This is a genomic window from Enterococcus sp. 9E7_DIV0242, from assembly GCF_002140975.2.
In the GTDB taxonomy this organism is placed as follows: domain Bacteria; phylum Bacillota; class Bacilli; order Lactobacillales; family Enterococcaceae; genus Enterococcus_L; species Enterococcus_L clewellii.
Genome location: NZ_CP147247.1, coordinates 2,062,062 through 2,080,000, shown reverse-complemented (window position 1 = coordinate 2,080,000; position 17,939 = coordinate 2,062,062). Strand labels below are relative to the sequence as shown.

Sequence of the window (17,939 nt, the reverse complement as noted above, 5' to 3'; positions counted from 1 at the left end):
GTGGCGGAATTGGCAGACGCACTAGATTTAGGATCTAGCGCCTTACGGCGTGGGGGTTCAAGTCCCTTCACCCGCATAGAAGCCGGCTTAGCTCAGTTGGTAGAGCATCTGATTTGTAATCAGAGGGTCGAGGGTTCAAGTCCTTTAGCCGGCATAGAAATGCGGAAATAGCTCAGTGGTAGAGCACCACCTTGCCAAGGTGGGGGTCGCGGGTTCGAACCCCGTTTTCCGCTTTCGGCAACTAGCCGGGGTGGCGGAACTGGCAGACGCACAGGACTTAAAATCCTGCGGTGAGTGATCACCGTACCGGTTCGATTCCGGTCCTCGGCATGAGAAATAGTATTGCACCCATAGCTCAACTGGATAGAGTGTTTGACTACGAATCAAAAGGTTAGGGGTTCGACTCCCTTTGGGTGCATTAGGTTATACGGGAAGTAGCTCAGCTTGGTAGAGCACTTGGTTTGGGACCAAGGGGTCGCAGGTTCGAATCCTGTCTTCCCGATTTTGTTTTGAGTTTTGGGGCCTTAGCTCAGCTGGGAGAGCGCCTGCTTTGCACGCAGGAGGTCAGCGGTTCGATCCCGCTAGGCTCCATTTTTTATTATTTACGCGGCGTAGCTCAGCTGGCTAGAGCGTCCGGTTCATACCCGGGAGGTCGGGGGTTCGATCCCCTCTGCCGCGATTGTTTTGCTTAGAGCCAGGACCTTTAGCTCAGTTGGTTAGAGCAGACGGCTCATAACCGTCCGGTCGTAGGTTCGAGTCCTACAAGGTCCATTGTGACATTGTAATATTACTATTATTATGGAGGATTACCCAAGTCCGGCTGAAGGGAACGGTCTTGAAAACCGTCAGGTGTGTAAAAGCACGCAAGGGTTCGAATCCCTTATCCTCCTTTCAATTTACTTTAATTAGTAAACTATTATCGCGGGGTGGAGCAGTCAGGTAGCTCGTCGGGCTCATAACCCGAAGGTCGTAGGTTCAAATCCTGCCCCCGCAATTGAAATAAGAATAAAGGTTCCGTGGTGTAGGGGTTAACATGCCTGCCTGTCACGCAGGAGATCGCGGGTTCGATTCCCGTCGGAACCGTTTGGCTCGGTAGCTCAGTTGGTAGAGCAATGGATTGAAGCTCCATGTGTCGGCAGTTCGATTCTGTCCCGCGCCATTTCCATTTATGCGGGTGTAGTTTAGTGGTAAAACCACAGCCTTCCAAGCTGTTGTCGCGAGTTCGATTCTCGTCACCCGCTTTAATGGGCCTATAGCTCAGCTGGTTAGAGCGCACGCCTGATAAGCGTGAGGTCGATGGTTCGAGTCCATTTAGGCCCATTGGGGAAGTACTCAAGTGGCTGAAGAGGCGCCCCTGCTAAGGGTGTAGGTCGGGAAACCGGCGCGAGGGTTCAAATCCCTCCTTCTCCGTTTCATATCTGGCCCGTTGGTCAAGTGGTTAAGACACCGCCCTTTCACGGCGGTAACACGGGTTCGAGTCCCGTACGGGTCATAGCAATATTTATGGAGGATTACCCAAGTCCGGCTGAAGGGAACGGTCTTGAAAACCGTCAGGTGTGTAAAAGCACGCAAGGGTTCGAATCCCTTATCCTCCTTTCAATTTACTTTAATTAGTAAACTATTATCGCGGGGTGGAGCAGTCAGGTAGCTCGTCGGGCTCATAACCCGAAGGTCGTAGGTTCAAATCCTGCCCCCGCAATTGAAATAAGAATAAAGGTTCCGTGGTGTAGGGGTTAACATGCCTGCCTGTCACGCAGGAGATCGCGGGTTCGATTCCCGTCGGAACCGTACGTTTACCGCGGGTGTAGTTTAGTGGTAAAACCACAGCCTTCCAAGCTGTTGTCGCGAGTTCGATTCTCGTCACCCGCTTTTTTTATGGGCCTATAGCTCAGCTGGTTAGAGCGCACGCCTGATAAGCGTGAGGTCGATGGTTCGAGTCCATTTAGGCCCATTGAAATAATTTAAGATTGGCCCGTTGGTCAAGTGGTTAAGACACCGCCCTTTCACGGCGGTAACACGGGTTCGAGTCCCGTACGGGTCATATTGGCGGTATATTTACCGCTTTTTGATTTATTTCCATTGGAAGCGTTGACAAAACTTGGTCTATCCTGTAATCTGGTATAGAAGATATAAAATTGAATAGTTGTTGGATAGTGATTGTTTAAGTACAAGCTAAACCTAGTTATTTCTAAGGAGATGAATTATCGTCTTTTTTGAAGTGGTTAGGTTTTTTTTTGAATAAACGAGTAAAATTTGTTTTTATTCAGAATGGGGGAAAGCATGTTAATTCATAAGATACTTAACAATAATGTGATCATTACTGTCGATGAGCATAACCGTGAATTGATAGTAATGGGAAAGGGCTTGGGGTTTAAAAAAAAGCCTGGTGATTTCATTTCCAAGGACAAAGTCGATAAAGTCTATCAGCTGACAAGCGAGAAAATTTCCCTACAGTTTCAAGAGCTGCTGGAAGACTTACCGATGGAGTATTTGGAGATATCCGATGAAATTATTGAGTATGCCAAGAAGGAGATCAATGAAAATCTGAATGAAACAATTTATATTTCATTGACCGATCACTTGCATACGGCCATTGAGCGTGTAAAAAAGAATGTCGAAGTCAAGAATGTGCTACTGTGGGATATCAAACGGTTTTTCCCTGATGAATTTAAAGTTGGTATGATGGCAATTGAGAAGGTGAAAGAGAGATATGGCGTAGAATTGTCAGAGGATGAAGCTGGATTTATAGCATTACATATTGTTAATGCTCAGCAGGATGGTGATGGGTCTGGCAATACATATGAGATTACAAAGGTTATGCAAGAAATTATGAATATTATTAAGTATTATTTTAAAATCTCATTTGATGAAAGCTCTGTCTATTTTTATCGTTTCACGACACATTTGAAATTCTTTGCGTATCGCTTGCTTTCAAAAGGACAATATATAGATGAAACAGATCAGGAATTATTGGAAATTATCAAGAAAAAATATCAAAATGCATATCACTGTATCGAGAAAATCGAAAAATATTTGACCGATGCGTATGACTATAAAATTTCAAATGATGAGAAGCTTTATTTGACTATTCATATTGCACGTTTAGTCATTAAAAATAATTAATTTGCTTTTACAATTAATCTAAGGAGGGACGAGGTACAACAAGATAATACCCTGTGATACCTATATGGTATGGCATTTGGATCGTGACATTAAGTTGGCGAAACCTCTAAATAAAAAATACACACAAATTTGGAGGAAAAAAACATGGGTAAGTACGATGAATTAGCACAAAATATTGTAAGAGAAGTTGGGGGCAAAGACAATATCAATTCTTTGACCAACTGTATCACACGTCTTCGCTTCAAGCTGAAAGACGACAACAAAGCAAATACAGAAGTGTTGAAAAACATGGATGGTGTAGTTACTGTTATGCAAGCTGGCGGACAATATCAAGTTGTTATTGGAAACCACGTACCGGATGTGCGCAAAGCTGTAGATGAGGTTATAGGAGTTTTAGAGCCAGTTGCTAATGATGGGCCAAAAGGGAATTTATTCGATCGATTTGTAGACATGATTTCAGGTATTTTTCAACCAATTCTTGCGCCATTATCTGCGGCTGGTATGCTGAAGGGTGTGAATGCTGTTTTAGCATTTGCGTTAGGAGCTTCCTATTCAGCGGGTCCTACTTATGCAGTATTCAATGCAATGGGTGATGGACTATTCCTATTCTTACCAATCTTTATTGGTTACACAGCAATGAAAAAGTTCGGCGGCTCCCCATTCTTGGGTATGATGATTGCCTCAAGCTTAGTGTACACAGGATTTATTGACGGGTCGGCAACAGCAGCTTTTGCTGAAAGCGGGGGCTTGAATTTCTTCGGTATTCCGTTCTCTATTCCGGCAGCCGGCTACGGGTCAACCGTAATGCCGATTATCGCTTCTACAGCGTTTGCAGCATTACTCGAAAAACAATTACGAAAAATTATTCCAGATGTAGTAAAACTGTTCTTGGTTCCGTTCTTCGCAGCATTGATCACAGTACCACTGACTTTCTTGGTGATTGGGCCTATTATGAACGTGGTTTCTGATGCGTTAGGAAATGGTTTGATTGCATTACAAGGCTTCAGTCCAATTCTATTTGGTGCTATACTTGGTTTCTCTTGGCAAATTCTCGTTATGTTCGGGATGCACTGGGCGATCATTCCGTTTGCAATTATTGCGTTGTCTCAAGGTCAGCCAACACAGCTGTTGATTGCTTCAGGTGGTGTATCATTTGCCCAAACGGGTGCAGTTTTGGCAGTAATGTTGAAAACGAAGAATGCTAAATTGAAAGAACTATCTATTCCAGCATTCATCTCAGGGATTTTTGGTGTAACTGAACCAGCAATCTACGGTATTACCTTACCGAAAAAGAAACCATTCTGGGCTTCTTGTGTAATCGGCGGGATAACAGGTGCGATCTCTATGGGCTTAGGAATTACAGCTTATCAAATGGGTGGACTAGGTATTTTCAGATATACAGGGCAAATTTCTCCGGACGGGGATATCAAATTTGCGATTTGGAGTATGATTCTTGATGCTGCTGCTCTTATTGCCGGATTTGCATTAGCATATGCTATCGGATTTAAGGATGATGAAGATACAACTACACCAATGTCTAAGGAAGAAGCAAAGCTTGTAGCAACTGGTAAACAAAACAAGCTTGGCAAAAACGAAGTGGTTTCTCCAGTTAAAGGTTCAGTATTACCCTTGAGTCAATGTAAAGATCAAGCTTTTGCGCAAGGTGCATTAGGAAAAGGTGTATTGATCGAACCAACTGAAGGTATAGTTAGAGCACCGTTTGATGGAACAGTGATGACATTATTCCCGACAAAACATGCGATCGGTCTGATTTCTGATCAAGGCATGGAACTGTTGATTCACATTGGTATGGATACTGTTCAGTTAGATGGAAAACATTTTGAAGCTAAGGTGGCACAAGGGGATAAAGTGAAAAAAGGTGATGTTTTGGTTACCTTTGATATCGAAGCGATTAAAGCAGCTGGCTTTAGTGTGGAAACACCGGTTATTGTGACAAACACTGGCGATTATCTTGATATCGTAGAAACACAGAACGGTGAAGTAACATCAAAAGATACACTGATTACGGCATTAGCTTAATCATATAAAGGATTACAAATTAAGAAGATAGATATCAACAGTCCAGGGCAAGTAAAAAATAGGACTCATGAATTATATTTACTCTGGATTGTTGTATGGAATCATCTTTAAAGTAGGAGAGGATTTTGCAAATGGCATTTAGAAAAGACTTTTTATGGGGCGGCGCAACAGCAGCCAATCAATGTGAAGGCGGTTATAACGAAGGCGGACGCGGACTGGCGAACGTAGACGTTGTTCCGATCGGTAAGGATAGATTTCCAATTATTTCCGGACAGATGAAAATGTTTGATTTTGATGACGAGCATTTCTATCCTGCGAAAGAAGCGATCGATATGTATCATCGCTATAAAGAAGATATTGCATTGTTTGGAGAAATGGGCTTCAAAACCTATCGTCTATCTATCGCATGGACAAGAATTTTTCCAAATGGAGATGAAACAGAACCGAATGAAGAGGGCTTGAAATTTTACGAAGACTTATTCAAGGAATGTCATAAGTATGGCATCGAGCCATTGGTAACGATCACTCACTTTGATTGTCCAATGCACCTGATCAAAAAGTATGGCGCTTGGCGCAGTAGAGAACTGGTTGGTTTTTATGAAAATCTTTGTCATGTGATCTTTAATCGCTACAAAGGCTTAGTAAAATATTGGCTGACATTTAACGAAATCAATATGATATTACATGCACCATTTATGGGAGCAGGTCTTTATTTTGAAGAAGGCGATAATAAAGAACAAGTTAAATTCCAAGCAGCTCATCATGAGTTAGTTGCAAGTGCGATTGCAACTAAAATTGCTCACGAAGTTGATCCGGAAAATAAAGTTGGTTGTATGCTGGCGGCCGGAAGTAATTATCCATATACGCCAAAACCAGATGATGTTTGGGCTGGAAAAGAAAAAGATCGTGAAAATTACTTCTTCATCGATGTGCAATCAAGAGGAGAATATCCTGCTTATGCACTGAAAGAAATGGAACGTAATGGTATTGAGATTAAGATGGAAGATGGAGATAAAGAATTATTGAAGGCTCACACAGTAGACTTCATTTCCTTCTCTTATTACTCTTCACGTGTAGCAACAACTGATCCAGAATTGTTAGAGCAAACAGCTGGAAACATCTTTGCTTCAGTAAAAAATCCTTATTTGGAAGCAAGCGAGTGGGGCTGGCAAATTGATCCATTAGGTCTGAGAATTACGATGAATGATTTATATGATCGTTATCAAAAACCATTATTTATCGTTGAAAATGGATTAGGCGCAGTGGATACACCAGATGAAAATGGCTATGTAGTAGATGATTACCGTATCGAATATCTTGCAGCTCATCTTCAAGCGATGAAGGATGCTGTTGAACTGGATGGCGTAGATCTGTTAGGCTATACTACTTGGGGCTGTATCGATTTAGTGAGTGCCGGAACGGGTGAAATGAAGAAGCGTTATGGCTTCATTTATGTTGATCGCGATAATGATGGAAATGGTACCTTGAAGCGTACGAAGAAAAAATCATTTGATTGGTATAAAAAAGTTATTGCTTCTAATGGAGAAGATTTGACGAACTAAGAAAAAAATAGAATAAAAGGCTGAGACGATTTCTGATGTTGATTTCAGCCTTTTACTTTTGATGGAATGAAACCGATTTATATTTTACTTTTTTATCAAAAAATATTCCCTATTGAGTGGTATGGTTTGGTAGGACGAATCATAACGGGATTTAGAAGGAGACGAAAATATGGCATTTCCAAAAGACTTTTTATGGGGCGGCGCTACAGCGGCTAATCAATATGAGGGCGGTTATCTATCCGGAGGCAAAGGGTTAAGTACGTTAGATGCGATTACCGGGGGCAGTCATACTGAGCCGCGAATGATTACGTATAAGACAAAGGATGGCGTTATTGAATCCTGTACAAGAGATCAAGCGTTGCCTGAGGGCGCAACAGGTTATATTGATCCAGAAAAATATTACCCAAGTCATGTTGCTACTGATTTTTACAATCATTACAAAGAAGATATAGCGTTATTTGCAGAGATGGGCTACAAATGCTTCAGATTATCGATTGCATGGTCACGAATTTGTCCAAAAGGAACGGAAGAGATCAACGAAGAAGGGTTGCAATTTTATGATGATGTGTTTGATGAGCTGTTGAAGCATGGGATTGAGCCAATTGTCACGATCAATCATTTCGATATTCCAATGTATTTGGCAGACGAGCTAGACGGTTGGTCAAATAGAAAAGTCATTGATTACTTCCTATTTTTCTGTGAGACTTTGTTTAAACGTTACAAAGATAAAGTAAAGTATTGGATGACATTTAATGAAATCAATTTTTTGAGAAGCTGGACACAAATCGGTATTCATAACAATGATCGCCAATCAAAATATCAGGCGGCTCACCATTTGTTTGTTGCTAGTGGAAAAGCAGTGAAACTTGGGCATGCAATTAATCCTGATTTCCAAATTGGGATGATGGTGGCGTATATTCCAAGCTATCCAATGTCTTGTCGTCCAGAAGATGTAATGGAGGCGCTACAGTTCAATCGCGAGCAAGAATTTTACATTGATGTTCAGGTAAAAGGCTATTATCCGGCGCATAAGCTAAAAGAGTTTGAACGAGACAATATTATCATCAATAAGGAACCAGGAGACGATGAAATCATCAAAGAAGGAACGGTTGACTATATTGGCTTTAGCTACTATATGTCTACAGTTTCTAGCGCTGATCCAAAAGATGTAAAATATGTTGGCGGCAATCAAATGCCGGCTGTGAAAAATCCTTATCTGGAGGAATCAGATTGGGGCTGGGCAGTTGATCCGTTGGGCTTAAGAATTTCATTAAGCAGCTTATATGACCGTTATAATGTTCCGCTGTTCGTAGTAGAAAATGGATTCGGCGCTGTCGACAAGCTTGAAGAAGATGGATCGATTAAGGATGCGTACCGTATTGATTATTTCCAAAAACATATCAAAGCAATGAAGGATGCAATTGAATTAGATGGCGTTGATCTGATTGGGTATACACCATGGGGCTGTATTGACCTAGTCAGTGCCGGAACAGGTGAGATGAAGAAACGCTATGGTTTCATTTATGTTGACATGGATGATAACGGCAACGGTACATTGAAGCGGTCAAGAAAAGAATCATTTTACTGGTATCAAAAGGCAATCGCAACAAATGGGGAAGATTTGTCAAAATGATCCGTAAAAATGATGAGTAGCTATAAAGCAAGAGAGAATGTTTACTGGGGAAGCAATACTCATTCTCGATAAAAGAATAGGAGCGAGAATATGAAAAAGATAGCGAAAGCAATAGGAATACTGGGATTATCATTATTATTTGCCGGCTGTGGTAACAACGCAGCAAAAACAGAGACAAAAGAGAAAGCAGAAACACCGGAAGAGCTGACGATTTATGTGGTTCGCCACGGGAAAACAATGCTGAACACAACAGATCGTGTACAAGGGTGGTCAGATGCAGTACTGACACCTGCTGGAGAGGAAGTTGTTACAGCTGCAGGAATCGGGTTGAAGGATGTAGATTTCCAAAGTGCATACAGCAGTGATAGTGGGCGTGCGATGCAGACGGCTAAGCTGATCCTTGCTGAGAACAAAACAGGGTCTGAGCTAAACTTGAATACAGATGAGCGCTTCAGAGAGTTCAACTTTGGCACCTATGAAGGCGACTTGAACCATACTATGTGGCAGGATATCGCGGATGATCAAGGGGTCACTTTGGAAGAGTTTATGAAAAATATGACACCTGAATCTTTTGCTAACAGCGTGGCTAAGCTAGATGAAGGACGTGATGAAGAGGGCGTCAATTGGCCAGCGGAGGACTATAAAACCATCTCAAGCCGTTTGAAAGAAGGCTTGGATGCATTGGTAGAAGCTGAAATGAAGAATGAAGGTTCAGGGAATGTCCTAGTTGTTTCACATGGACTGAGTATTTCTGCATTACTGGATACATTATTCGATGATTTCAAGATTCCAGAGGGTGGACTGAAAAATGCCAGTGTTTGTACAATCCAATATAAGGATGGCGAGTATACACTAGATAAAGTGAATGATCTGAGTTATGTAGAAGCAGGTCAGAAATAGGGAATTATGGAGTGAGAGAAGTGAGAGAGTGGGAGAAATTCTACTCTCTCTTCCTTTATTCTATAATTAGTCGAGAAGTAAGCTGTTATAAAATATTTTGTAAATTTGAGTGAGAGTTCTTCGATTTTGTTCTCGTTCTGCTTACTGCTATACAGATTTTTTCCGACGAAAAGGGTACAATGAGGTGTGTCTAAATTTTAGAGAATGAATAGTTAAGGAGGAGCAGATGAAAGATAAACATATCGCGTTACTGGAACGTTGTATTGAGATTTCAAAGAATGCTCGAGAGCATGGAAACACGCCATTCGGTGCTCTATTAGCAGATTCAACTGGTAGGATACTTTTAGAACAAGAGAATGTTGAGATTACTGAACATGTATGTATTGGTCATGCAGAGACGATGCTTGCAGCAGCAGCGTCAAAAAAATTCGAAAAGGATTTTCTTTGGGAATGTACACTGTACACAACTGCTGAGCCATGTGCAATGTGCACCGGAAGCATTTATTGGGCCAATATCGGTAAAATTGTATTTGCGATGACAGAAAAACGCTTGTTGGAACTGACGGGAGAGAATGAGCAAAATCCTACCTTTGATTTACCATCAAAAGAAATTCTGGCAAGAGGACAGAAAGACATACAAGTAACTGGACCGTTCTCAGAGCTTGAAAAAGCCGCTGCTGCTGTACATGAAGGGTACTGGCAATAGCTAGTTATAAGAAAAAGTGTTTGTGCAAAACTTAACTGATTTGTGCAGATGCTTTTTTTATATGGACAGGATGATGGCGAGAAGAATCAGTTATTTATTTTTAAATACTAAAAATTCTGAATTTTCTAAAAAAGCATTGACTTCTACTTTTAATAACGCAATAATAAATACTATCACAGTAAAAATCAATAATGAAAAGGAGGGGACACAATGATCATAAAACCAACATTACCACAAGAGATGAATATCTTTTTCGATCAGGAGAATCAACCAAATGAACGTGTACAGATGGGCTTGATTACATTACAGCCAGGAGAAAAAAGACCGCTGGAAGGTTTCGCCAGACATGATCAGGATGAATACTCTTATGTTATTTCAGGAGAAGCTCACACCGTTTTAGAGGATGGGCAGGATCTGATTGGAAAGCCAGGGGATGCACAATTGATTGAAGCCGGAGAAGGACACATCAACTATAATGACGGGACAGAACCAGCAGTTGTTGTTTGGATGCTGGTAGAACGAGAGTAAAAAAGAAGGTATGGGGGATAAGTGAATGAAAAAACAATTGATCATAACAGGAGTAGTTGCAGCAAGTCTATTGCTGACTGCCTGTTCCGGGAATGAGAATAAGAAAGAAGCGAAGGAAACAACACCACTACAATTGATGTCTGCATCAGAATTGACGTCACTGAATACATCGGTCATGTTGGATTTTCCAGATGCCATCGTTCAAACTGCCGCTTTTGAAGGCTTGTATGCGCTGAATGAGGAGGACGAAGTGGTTCCTGCAGTTGCTGAAGAAATGCCGGAAATCTCAGAGGATGGTAAGACATATACAATCAAGCTCAGAGAAGACGCGGTTTGGAGTAATGATGACTCAGTGACGGCACATGATTTTGAATATGCATGGAAAAAAATGATTGATCCGGCAAATGGCTTAGTCTACAGCTTTCTAGTTGTCGAAACGATCGAGAATGGCGCTGAGATATCCAATGGAGAAATAGAACCAGATGAACTAGGCGTCAAAGCATTAGATGATTATACATTGGAAATCAAGCTGACTGATGCCAAGCCATATTTCACTTCATTGCTGGCTTTTCCAACTTTTTTCCCACAAAATGAAAAGGCTGTGGAGGAGTATGGAAATGCATACGGTACAACGAGTGAAGACGTTGTGTACAATGGACCATTTATTGTGGAAAATTGGAAGCAAACGGATATGAGCTGGGATCTTGTGAAAAATGATAAGTATTGGGATAAAGAGAATGTGAAATCTGATAAGATTCACTATGAGGTGATAAAAGAAGCATCGACTGCCTTGAACTTGTTTGAAGATGGCCAATTAGATGTAGCGACAATCACTGGAGAAATCGCGAAGCAAAACCAAAATAACGAAAACTTCCATTCTTATCCAACAGCAACGATGAACTATATTCGGTTGAATCAGAAACGCGCTGGAAAAGATACGCCCCTTAAGAATGAGAATCTGAGAAAAGCTATCGCTCTTGGAATTGACAAAGAAACATTAGTAAACAATATTATCGCCGATGGCTCAAAACCTTTATATGGGGCAGTGACAGAAGGCTTTGTATCAAATCCGGAAACAGGCGAGGACTTTAGAGCAGAGGCTGGAGACTTGATGACCTATGATGAAGATGCTGCAGTAGATTATTGGAAGAAGGCACAGGCTGAACTGGGTGATAAGGTGACTCTGGAACTGATGGTAACAGATGATGGTTCTTATAAGAAGATGGGTGAGAGTATCCAAGGAACCTTGCAGGAATTATTCGATGGATTGACAGTCAATGTCAAAGCTTTGCCAACAGAAACTGCATTAAACTTTGGACGAGAAAGTGATTACGACATGTTTTTGATTTATTGGACACCTGATTACAAAGATCCGATCTCTACTTTGAAGATGCTGTATACTGGAAATGACCGTAATTATTCAAATCCGACGTATGATCAATTGTTGGATGATGCTTCAACGAAATATGCTTTAGATCCGGAAGAACGTTGGGAAACATTGATTGCAGCTGAAAAAGAGGTGCTTGAGACAACTGCAGGAATGATCATTATTAGTCAAAATCAGCAGTCTGTTATGCAAAATGAAAATGTCAATGGATTGAACTATCATACATTTGCTGCACCGCTAACGTTGAAAAATGTGTACAAAGACAAATAGAATAGGATAAATAAAGGACCTGTAGAACGAGCTTACTTTGTTCTACAGGTCTTTTATTGCTGTGTAAATGAAACCCGTATTGCTTTTGGAGTGAGCAACCTGTTCTGATTTCTTTAGCTATAGGTAAGGATTAATTCTCCGTCCGAGGTAGATCGGGGGCAGCGCTATCATGGAAGTCTTGAGTCAATTGATTTTTAGCGCGGTATTCCTTTGGTGACATGTGCATGAGCTTCTTAAAGATTCGAGAAAAGTAGTAAGGGTCTTGGTATCCCACCTTTTTGGAAATCTCATAAATTTTTAGTTTTGACAGCTTTAGATATTTACAGGCTTGTTCAATGCGCATTTCAATCAGATAATCAATGGGTGATTTTCCAGTATATCGTTTAAATAAAGAGCTAAGATAGCTTGCGGATATTTTGAGATGAGCAACAAGATCATTTAAGGTGATTTCTTGTTCAATATGTTCATGCATATAGCGAATGCTCTTCGTCAGGTAGATATTTTGCTGATCAGCAGTCAGGTGGTCCTTCAAAAAGTAAATTTCAGATAGAATCAGTTTCAGCAGCTGAGACATACAGATGACCGTTTCAAAAGAGCTGACAGTTTCTCCAAGATCGAACAGGTCGATGAAGTGTTTTTGCAACAGGGAGTTTTTTTCTTTTGAACGAACCTCAACCATTTTTTTATCATTCAAATGAAAGATATCGGCGAAATCGGTACTGAAGTGCATCCATAAGATCGACCAAGGATCCTGCTCGTCAGAATAATAATAATGTCCAGTTCTTCTAGGAATACAGAAAATATCTCCTCGTTGCAGCGTTACGGCTTGTCCGGTCGTCAGTTCCACATGACCTTTACCATCTATACAGTAAATCAAAATATATTCATCCACGCCATTTGAACGTTCTCGATAGTGATATTTGGCGTTTGGATAGTAACCAAGCTCTAATAGAAAGGTATTGGAAATCAAGGGATGAGTTGTTAGCTGGGATGATGAATCATAAGGAATAATAATATGCCGCTCATCCTTGAATCCGTCCTTTTTCTTGATAAAGTTCATAAATGTTGCCTCCTATAATTTAGCATTATAGCAAGAGAGAATAATATAGTCCATGATTGATTGATTTAACCTATTTTTTTGAAAGTGCTGTCATATTATGATGAAGCTAACAAATCGATAGGAGGAATCAAAGTTGAAGGGACAAGTAACTGCAATTGAAAAAGAATTAGTCATTCCCACATATTTAACTTCTGAACCAGATAAAAACCCACTTTTCTTTGAGAAGCGCGTGTATCAGGGGAGTAGCGGAAAAGTATACCCGTTGCCAATCACTGAGAAAATTTTTGATGAAAAAACGGAAGTTGAGTACCCGGCAGTGATTTTGGAAAACGAGTATCTTCAGGTAACGATCTTGCCGACATTAGGCGGACGGATCCAACGTGCATTGGATAAAACCAATAACTATGATTTTGTTTACTACAATCATGTGATCAAGCCCGCACTTGTCGGACTGATTGGTCCGTGGATATCTGGAGGCATTGAATTCAATTGGCCGCAGCACCATCGACCAACAACATTCATGCCAACTGAATATCAAATAACAAAGAATGAGGATGGCAGTCAAACAGTATGGGTCAGTGAAATCGATCAAATGTACGGGACAAAAGGAATGGCCGGATTTACACTATATCCTGATAAGGCATACATTGAAATAACAGGGAAAGTGTATAATCGAACAGACATTCCACAGACCTTTTTATGGTGGGCTAATCCAGCTGTTCCAGCAAACGATCATACCGTATCTGTTTTTCCACCGGATGTTCATGCTGTAATGGATCATGGAAAAAGAGCGGTATCAGATTTTCCAATTGCTACAGGAACGTACTATAAGTATGATTACTCAGCAGGTGTCGATATTTCTAAGTATAAGAATATCAAGGTCCCAACTTCCTACATGGCTTATCATTCAGATTATGATTTCATTGGAAACTATGATGAACAATTGCAGGCTGGATTACTGCATGTTGCCGACCATCATGTTTCTCCCGGAAAAAAGCAATGGGTTTGGGGAAACAGCGATTTCGGTCAGGCGTGGGATCGAAATCTAACGGATGATGACGGTCCATATGTCGAGCTGATGACAGGTGTCTTTACCGATAATCAACCAGATTTTACATGGTTGAAGCCATACGAAGAGAAAGAATTTAAGCAATATTTCATGCCATACAAAGGGGTTGGGCGTGTGAAGAACGCGACGGTCCTAGGCGCAATCAATGTCGAGATCATTGATGGAGAAATCAATTATACGGTGTACTGTACGCAAGAACAGCCACAAGCAACCATTAGGATTTTCAGGGATAAAGAACTGTTGTATAGCGAAACAGCAGATTTATCACCTGAAAGCTATCAACAAAATAAAACAGGAGTCACTGCTGCAGTATTTGATGAACAATTTGAAATCCAAGTGGTTGATCAGGAAAACCAACTGCTTGTTGCGTATCAAGGATTTACAAAAAAGGAACAGGAATTACCAGATCCAGCTGAAGAGCTGCCGATACCAGAAAAGCTCAAATCAACAGAAGAACTGTTTCTAGCGGCTACTCATATCGAGCAATACCGCCATGCCACCTCTGATGCAGAAGCGTATTACCTTGAAGGCTTGAAGCGTGATCAAGAGGATATTCGTCTCAATAACGGTTACGGTATGTTCCTTTATAAACGTGGCGAATTCGAAAAGAGTCTCATTTATCTGAAGCAAGCTGTTCAAAAGCAAAAATGGAAATCACCGAATCCCTTATACGGAGAACCGTTGTTTAATTTAGGCTTGGTTCAACTGCAACTTGGGAACTATCCAGAAAGCTATGATAGCTTTTACAAGGCGACTTGGAATGCCGATACACAAAGTGCCGCATTTTTCCAACTGGCTTGCTTTGAAATGAGACGGGGAAATCTGTCGGAGGCCATGGATTTTGTTGAGAAGTCCTTAGTCCGTAATAGCTATAATATGCGAGCAAGAGCGTTGAAAACAGCGATTCAACACAAGCTCGGCATTGATTCGACAGCATGGGTAACAGCGACGTTGATGATCGACCCACTGGACTTAGCCAGTCATTTTGAAAAATACTTACTTGATCAGAGCACTGGTTGGCATAAGGTGATGAGAAACAGCTTGAATAATTATTTGGAGCTGGCACTGGACTACTATCATTTTGGGCTGTACGATGAGGCTCAGACTATTCTAATGGAATGCCCATCAGATTCGCCGCTGGTTGCTTATTATCAAGCATATTTTTACCATGAACAGGGAGAAGCGGACAAGGCTCTTGCTGCCATACGCCAAGCAGAAAAACGCTGCCCGGATTATTGTTTCCCAAACAAATTAGCAGAGATCCATATTTTGCAGACAGCTATTGCTCTATTGCCGAATGAGACTGGATATGCTTCGTATTATTTAGGGAATCTGTTCTATGATAAGCGCAGATATGAAGAAGCAATCCAACTATGGGAAAACAGCAAGGAACAACTGTCAGAGTTTCCAACAGTATTCCGGAATCTTTCTTTTGCTTACTTCAATCAGCTGGATGATTTGCCGCAGGCATGGAAGCTGATCAAGCAGGCGTCAGATAGCGATCCATCAGATGCCCGTATTTTGATGGAGAGAGACTTAGTTGCTCAAAAAATTGGAATTAGTGTCAGTGAAAGATTGGCTACCCTTGAATCTCGAATGGAGACAACGACTTATCGAGACGATCTATTTATTGTATACATCAGTTTATTGAATGACCAGAAACGGTATAAGGAAGCATTAGATTTATTAAACGCTCATCGATTCCATCCATGGGAAGGGGGCGAAGGTAAAGTCAGTGCCCAATATATGTATAGCTTGATCGAACAAGCCAAGGAGCTGTTGAAAGATAAGCCGCAACAAGCGATCGACTGTTTGTTGGAATCACAAACTTATCCTGAAAATCTGGGTGAAGGTAAGTTGCCGAATGTAGAAGACAATCTATCCAACTACTATATTGCAAAAGCCTATGAGTATCTTGAAGATAGACAACAGGCAACACATTACTATGAGCTGGCAAGTTGTGGTGAAAATGAGCCAGAAAGTGTATTGTACTATTATGATCAGCCGGCCGATTCGATTTTATACCGTGGTCTGGCTCATGAAGCGCTTGGTCGTATGGAGGCAGCCCGAAGCTGTTACTATCAATTGATCCGCTATGGTAAAAAACATTTGTTTGATGAGGTAGTCTATGATTTCTTTGCTGTGTCTATGCCGGAAACAGTTGTATTTAAGAATGATTTAACAAAAAATAATCAAGTCTATTGCCGTTACCTCATTGCATTGGGAAACATCGGCCTAAAGGAAAATGAAAAAGCGAAAGAGCTGTTACAGGCGATTTTACTTGAAGTACCTGATCATCAAGGTGCCATTCGACACCTATCGATGATTGAACAAAAGGTCTAAAAATAGGAGAAGTCTAGAACAGAAGAGCTGCCCTTGTGTGATCATATCAAAGGACAGCTCTTTTAGGCTATTGTTCTATTAGCTGAAATAGACGGATCAGCAACTTAACTGTATTGCTAGTATAGCAGCTACTAAGAATATCAAGTCAATGCTATACTTGTTCAGGCACTAATACGTGTTAATTGTTGATTTTAGCTATTCAGCAAAACCATTGATTGAAAAAAATTTGGAAAGGCTGGTAACAATCATCAAAAAGCAAGAGTTTGTTGTAGAAATAATTGAAGAGATGTATGAGTGTGAAAAGCTAAGCACAATCAAAATTAGCAAGTCAGATTTTTCTGTGGAGCTGTTCAGCTATGGGGCTTCGATCACAGAGCTCTGCTTACCTGATCGGACTGGAAAATTGGAAAATATTGTTTTGAATTTTTCTAATAAACAGAGCTACTTGACGGAACGCGGTTTCTTGGGTGCATCGGTTGGGCGTTGTGCAGGTAGAATAGCGGGAGGGGAGTATCTTCTTAATGGGCAGCGGCTTGATTTAGAAAAAAATGAGGGGGAAAATCATCTCCATGGGGGAAATAAGGGTTTTGATACGACCCATTGGATTTATGAAGTGGTGGAGGAAGAGACGGCGGTCACAGTTACTTTCTCTCATACCTTTGAAGATGGAGAAGGAGGCTACCCAGGGAACTTGGCTATGGAAATTAGTTATACTGTTTTTGCAGATCAGCGGATCAAGATCTGCTATCGGGGAGTTGCTGACAAGGATACGTTGCTTAACCCAACGAATCATACGTATTTTAATTTATCAGGTGGGAGAGAAAAGAACGTTGCAAACCATTATTTAAAAATATCCAGCGATTATTATGCTTCTTTGAATCAAGTGCATCTCCCTGTTTATCCGCTCATTGACTCTACAGGAACGGATTTTGATTTCAACGAGACCGCTCGATTGACTAGTGTTTTTGAAAGTGAAAATCATCAGATAGTACAAGAAAATGGACTGAATCATCCAATCTTTTTGAAAGAAGTAGCCGATGCTCAATCCGCACCTATTACCCTTTGTCATCCTGAATCAGGCAGGCAATTACGCATCAAAACCACCAATTCTTATGTGATCTGCTATACTGGGAATCATTTTGAAACTAGTGGTGATCCAGCTTTTCATGGAGGCATTGCGCTGGAAACACAAGAGCTGTATGAAGAGGGGATGGCGCTAGGAGGTAAATCGAGTGTTGTGCTCGAAAAGGGAGAAATCGTATCAAGCTGGACAGAATGGTCATTTGATTTATTGGACGATTCAGTGTAAGAAAGTCTA

General features: G+C 41.1%; 11 protein-coding genes and 23 tRNA genes (1 of these 34 only partly in view). 33 read left to right on the top strand and 1 reads right to left on the bottom strand.

What is annotated here, in order from left to right; translation table 11 throughout:
- From A5888_RS09940 to A5888_RS09790, 31 genes are all read left to right on the top strand, one after another.
- Nucleotides 1-76: transfer RNA gene (locus A5888_RS09940), tRNA-Leu, on the top strand; it begins 6 nt to the left of the window's first position.
- Nucleotides 77-81: 5 nt separating this feature from the next.
- Nucleotides 82-154: transfer RNA gene (locus A5888_RS09935), tRNA-Thr, on the top strand.
- 7 nt (nucleotides 155-161) lie between these two features.
- A tRNA-Gly gene (locus A5888_RS09930) sits at nucleotides 162-233 on the top strand.
- An 11-nt stretch (nucleotides 234-244) separates the two neighbouring features.
- A tRNA-Leu gene (locus A5888_RS09925) sits at nucleotides 245-330 on the top strand.
- 14 nt (nucleotides 331-344) lie between these two features.
- Nucleotides 345-418, top strand: a tRNA-Arg gene (locus A5888_RS09920).
- A 10-nt stretch (nucleotides 419-428) separates the two neighbouring features.
- A tRNA-Pro gene (locus tag A5888_RS09915) sits at nucleotides 429-502 on the top strand.
- Nucleotides 503-518: 16 nt separating this feature from the next.
- Nucleotides 519-591 (top strand) — tRNA-Ala (locus tag A5888_RS09910).
- A 14-nt stretch (nucleotides 592-605) separates the two neighbouring features.
- Nucleotides 606-679, top strand: a tRNA-Met gene (locus A5888_RS09905).
- A gap of 18 nt (nucleotides 680-697) precedes the next feature.
- Nucleotides 698-771, top strand: a tRNA-Ile gene (locus tag A5888_RS09900).
- A 29-nt stretch (nucleotides 772-800) separates the two neighbouring features.
- Nucleotides 801-890: transfer RNA gene (locus A5888_RS09895), tRNA-Ser, on the top strand.
- A 30-nt stretch (nucleotides 891-920) separates the two neighbouring features.
- Nucleotides 921-994, top strand: a tRNA-Met gene (locus A5888_RS09890).
- Between the two features lie 16 nt (nucleotides 995-1,010).
- Nucleotides 1,011-1,083 (top strand) — tRNA-Asp (locus A5888_RS09885).
- Nucleotides 1,084-1,086: 3 nt separating this feature from the next.
- Nucleotides 1,087-1,159: transfer RNA gene (locus tag A5888_RS09880), tRNA-Phe, on the top strand.
- 11 nt (nucleotides 1,160-1,170) lie between these two features.
- Nucleotides 1,171-1,241: transfer RNA gene (locus tag A5888_RS09875), tRNA-Gly, on the top strand.
- Nucleotides 1,242-1,246: 5 nt separating this feature from the next.
- Nucleotides 1,247-1,320, top strand: a tRNA-Ile gene (locus A5888_RS09870).
- Between the two features lie 2 nt (nucleotides 1,321-1,322).
- Nucleotides 1,323-1,410 (top strand) — tRNA-Ser (locus A5888_RS09865).
- A 10-nt stretch (nucleotides 1,411-1,420) separates the two neighbouring features.
- Nucleotides 1,421-1,492: transfer RNA gene (locus tag A5888_RS09860), tRNA-Glu, on the top strand.
- A 13-nt stretch (nucleotides 1,493-1,505) separates the two neighbouring features.
- Nucleotides 1,506-1,595, top strand: a tRNA-Ser gene (locus A5888_RS09855).
- Nucleotides 1,596-1,625: 30 nt separating this feature from the next.
- Nucleotides 1,626-1,699 (top strand) — tRNA-Met (locus A5888_RS09850).
- Between the two features lie 16 nt (nucleotides 1,700-1,715).
- A tRNA-Asp gene (locus A5888_RS09845) sits at nucleotides 1,716-1,788 on the top strand.
- 10 nt (nucleotides 1,789-1,798) lie between these two features.
- Nucleotides 1,799-1,869, top strand: a tRNA-Gly gene (locus tag A5888_RS09840).
- Nucleotides 1,870-1,877: 8 nt separating this feature from the next.
- Nucleotides 1,878-1,951, top strand: a tRNA-Ile gene (locus tag A5888_RS09835).
- Nucleotides 1,952-1,969: 18 nt separating this feature from the next.
- Nucleotides 1,970-2,041, top strand: a tRNA-Glu gene (locus A5888_RS09830).
- A gap of 239 nt (nucleotides 2,042-2,280) precedes the next feature.
- Entirely contained in the window at nucleotides 2,281-3,123 is an 843-nt protein-coding gene (licT, locus tag A5888_RS09825; RefSeq protein WP_339102051.1) for a BglG family transcription antiterminator LicT, read from the top strand.
- A 144-nt stretch (nucleotides 3,124-3,267) separates the two neighbouring features.
- Entirely contained in the window at nucleotides 3,268-5,163 is a 1,896-nt protein-coding gene (locus A5888_RS09820) for a beta-glucoside-specific PTS transporter subunit IIABC (protein ID WP_086349881.1), read from the top strand.
- 131 nt (nucleotides 5,164-5,294) lie between these two features.
- Entirely contained in the window at nucleotides 5,295-6,725 is a 1,431-nt protein-coding gene (locus A5888_RS09815; protein ID WP_086349882.1) for a 6-phospho-beta-glucosidase, read from the top strand.
- Nucleotides 6,726-6,894: 169 nt separating this feature from the next.
- A complete protein-coding gene (locus tag A5888_RS09810; RefSeq protein ID WP_086349883.1) occupies nucleotides 6,895-8,358 on the top strand; it encodes a family 1 glycosylhydrolase in 1,464 nt (487 codons plus the stop codon).
- Nucleotides 8,359-8,448: 90 nt separating this feature from the next.
- Entirely contained in the window at nucleotides 8,449-9,258 is an 810-nt protein-coding gene (locus tag A5888_RS09805; protein WP_086349884.1) for a histidine phosphatase family protein, read from the top strand.
- A gap of 226 nt (nucleotides 9,259-9,484) precedes the next feature.
- On the top strand, nucleotides 9,485-9,964 hold the full coding sequence (locus A5888_RS09800; RefSeq protein ID WP_086349885.1) for a nucleoside deaminase: 480 nt from the start codon (nucleotides 9,485-9,487) through the stop codon (nucleotides 9,962-9,964).
- Between the two features lie 210 nt (nucleotides 9,965-10,174).
- On the top strand, nucleotides 10,175-10,492 hold the full coding sequence (locus tag A5888_RS09795; RefSeq protein WP_086349886.1) for a cupin domain-containing protein: 318 nt from the start codon (nucleotides 10,175-10,177) through the stop codon (nucleotides 10,490-10,492).
- Between the two features lie 25 nt (nucleotides 10,493-10,517).
- Nucleotides 10,518-12,149 (top strand): peptide ABC transporter substrate-binding protein, encoded by a 1,632-nt coding sequence (locus A5888_RS09790; protein WP_086349887.1) that lies wholly within the window; start codon nucleotides 10,518-10,520, stop codon nucleotides 12,147-12,149.
- 130 nt (nucleotides 12,150-12,279) lie between these two features.
- Here the strand turns inward: A5888_RS09790 and A5888_RS09785 are convergent, their stop codons facing one another.
- Complete coding sequence (locus tag A5888_RS09785; protein ID WP_086349888.1) at nucleotides 12,280-13,209, bottom strand: helix-turn-helix transcriptional regulator; 930 nt, start codon at nucleotides 13,207-13,209, stop codon at nucleotides 12,280-12,282.
- A gap of 133 nt (nucleotides 13,210-13,342) precedes the next feature.
- Here A5888_RS09785 and A5888_RS09780 point away from each other — a divergent pair, with 133 nt between their 5' ends.
- Together A5888_RS09780 and A5888_RS09775 are read left to right on the top strand one after the other, a co-directional pair.
- Nucleotides 13,343-16,621, top strand: a complete 3,279-nt coding sequence (locus A5888_RS09780) for a DUF5107 domain-containing protein (RefSeq protein ID WP_086349889.1) — start codon at nucleotides 13,343-13,345, stop codon at nucleotides 16,619-16,621.
- 175 nt (nucleotides 16,622-16,796) lie between these two features.
- Nucleotides 16,797-17,930 carry an aldose epimerase family protein gene (locus A5888_RS09775; protein WP_086349890.1) on the top strand — a complete coding sequence of 378 codons (1,134 nt, stop codon included), beginning with the start codon at nucleotides 16,797-16,799 and terminating at the stop codon, nucleotides 17,928-17,930.
- Nucleotides 17,931-17,939: the final 9 nt, after the last annotated feature.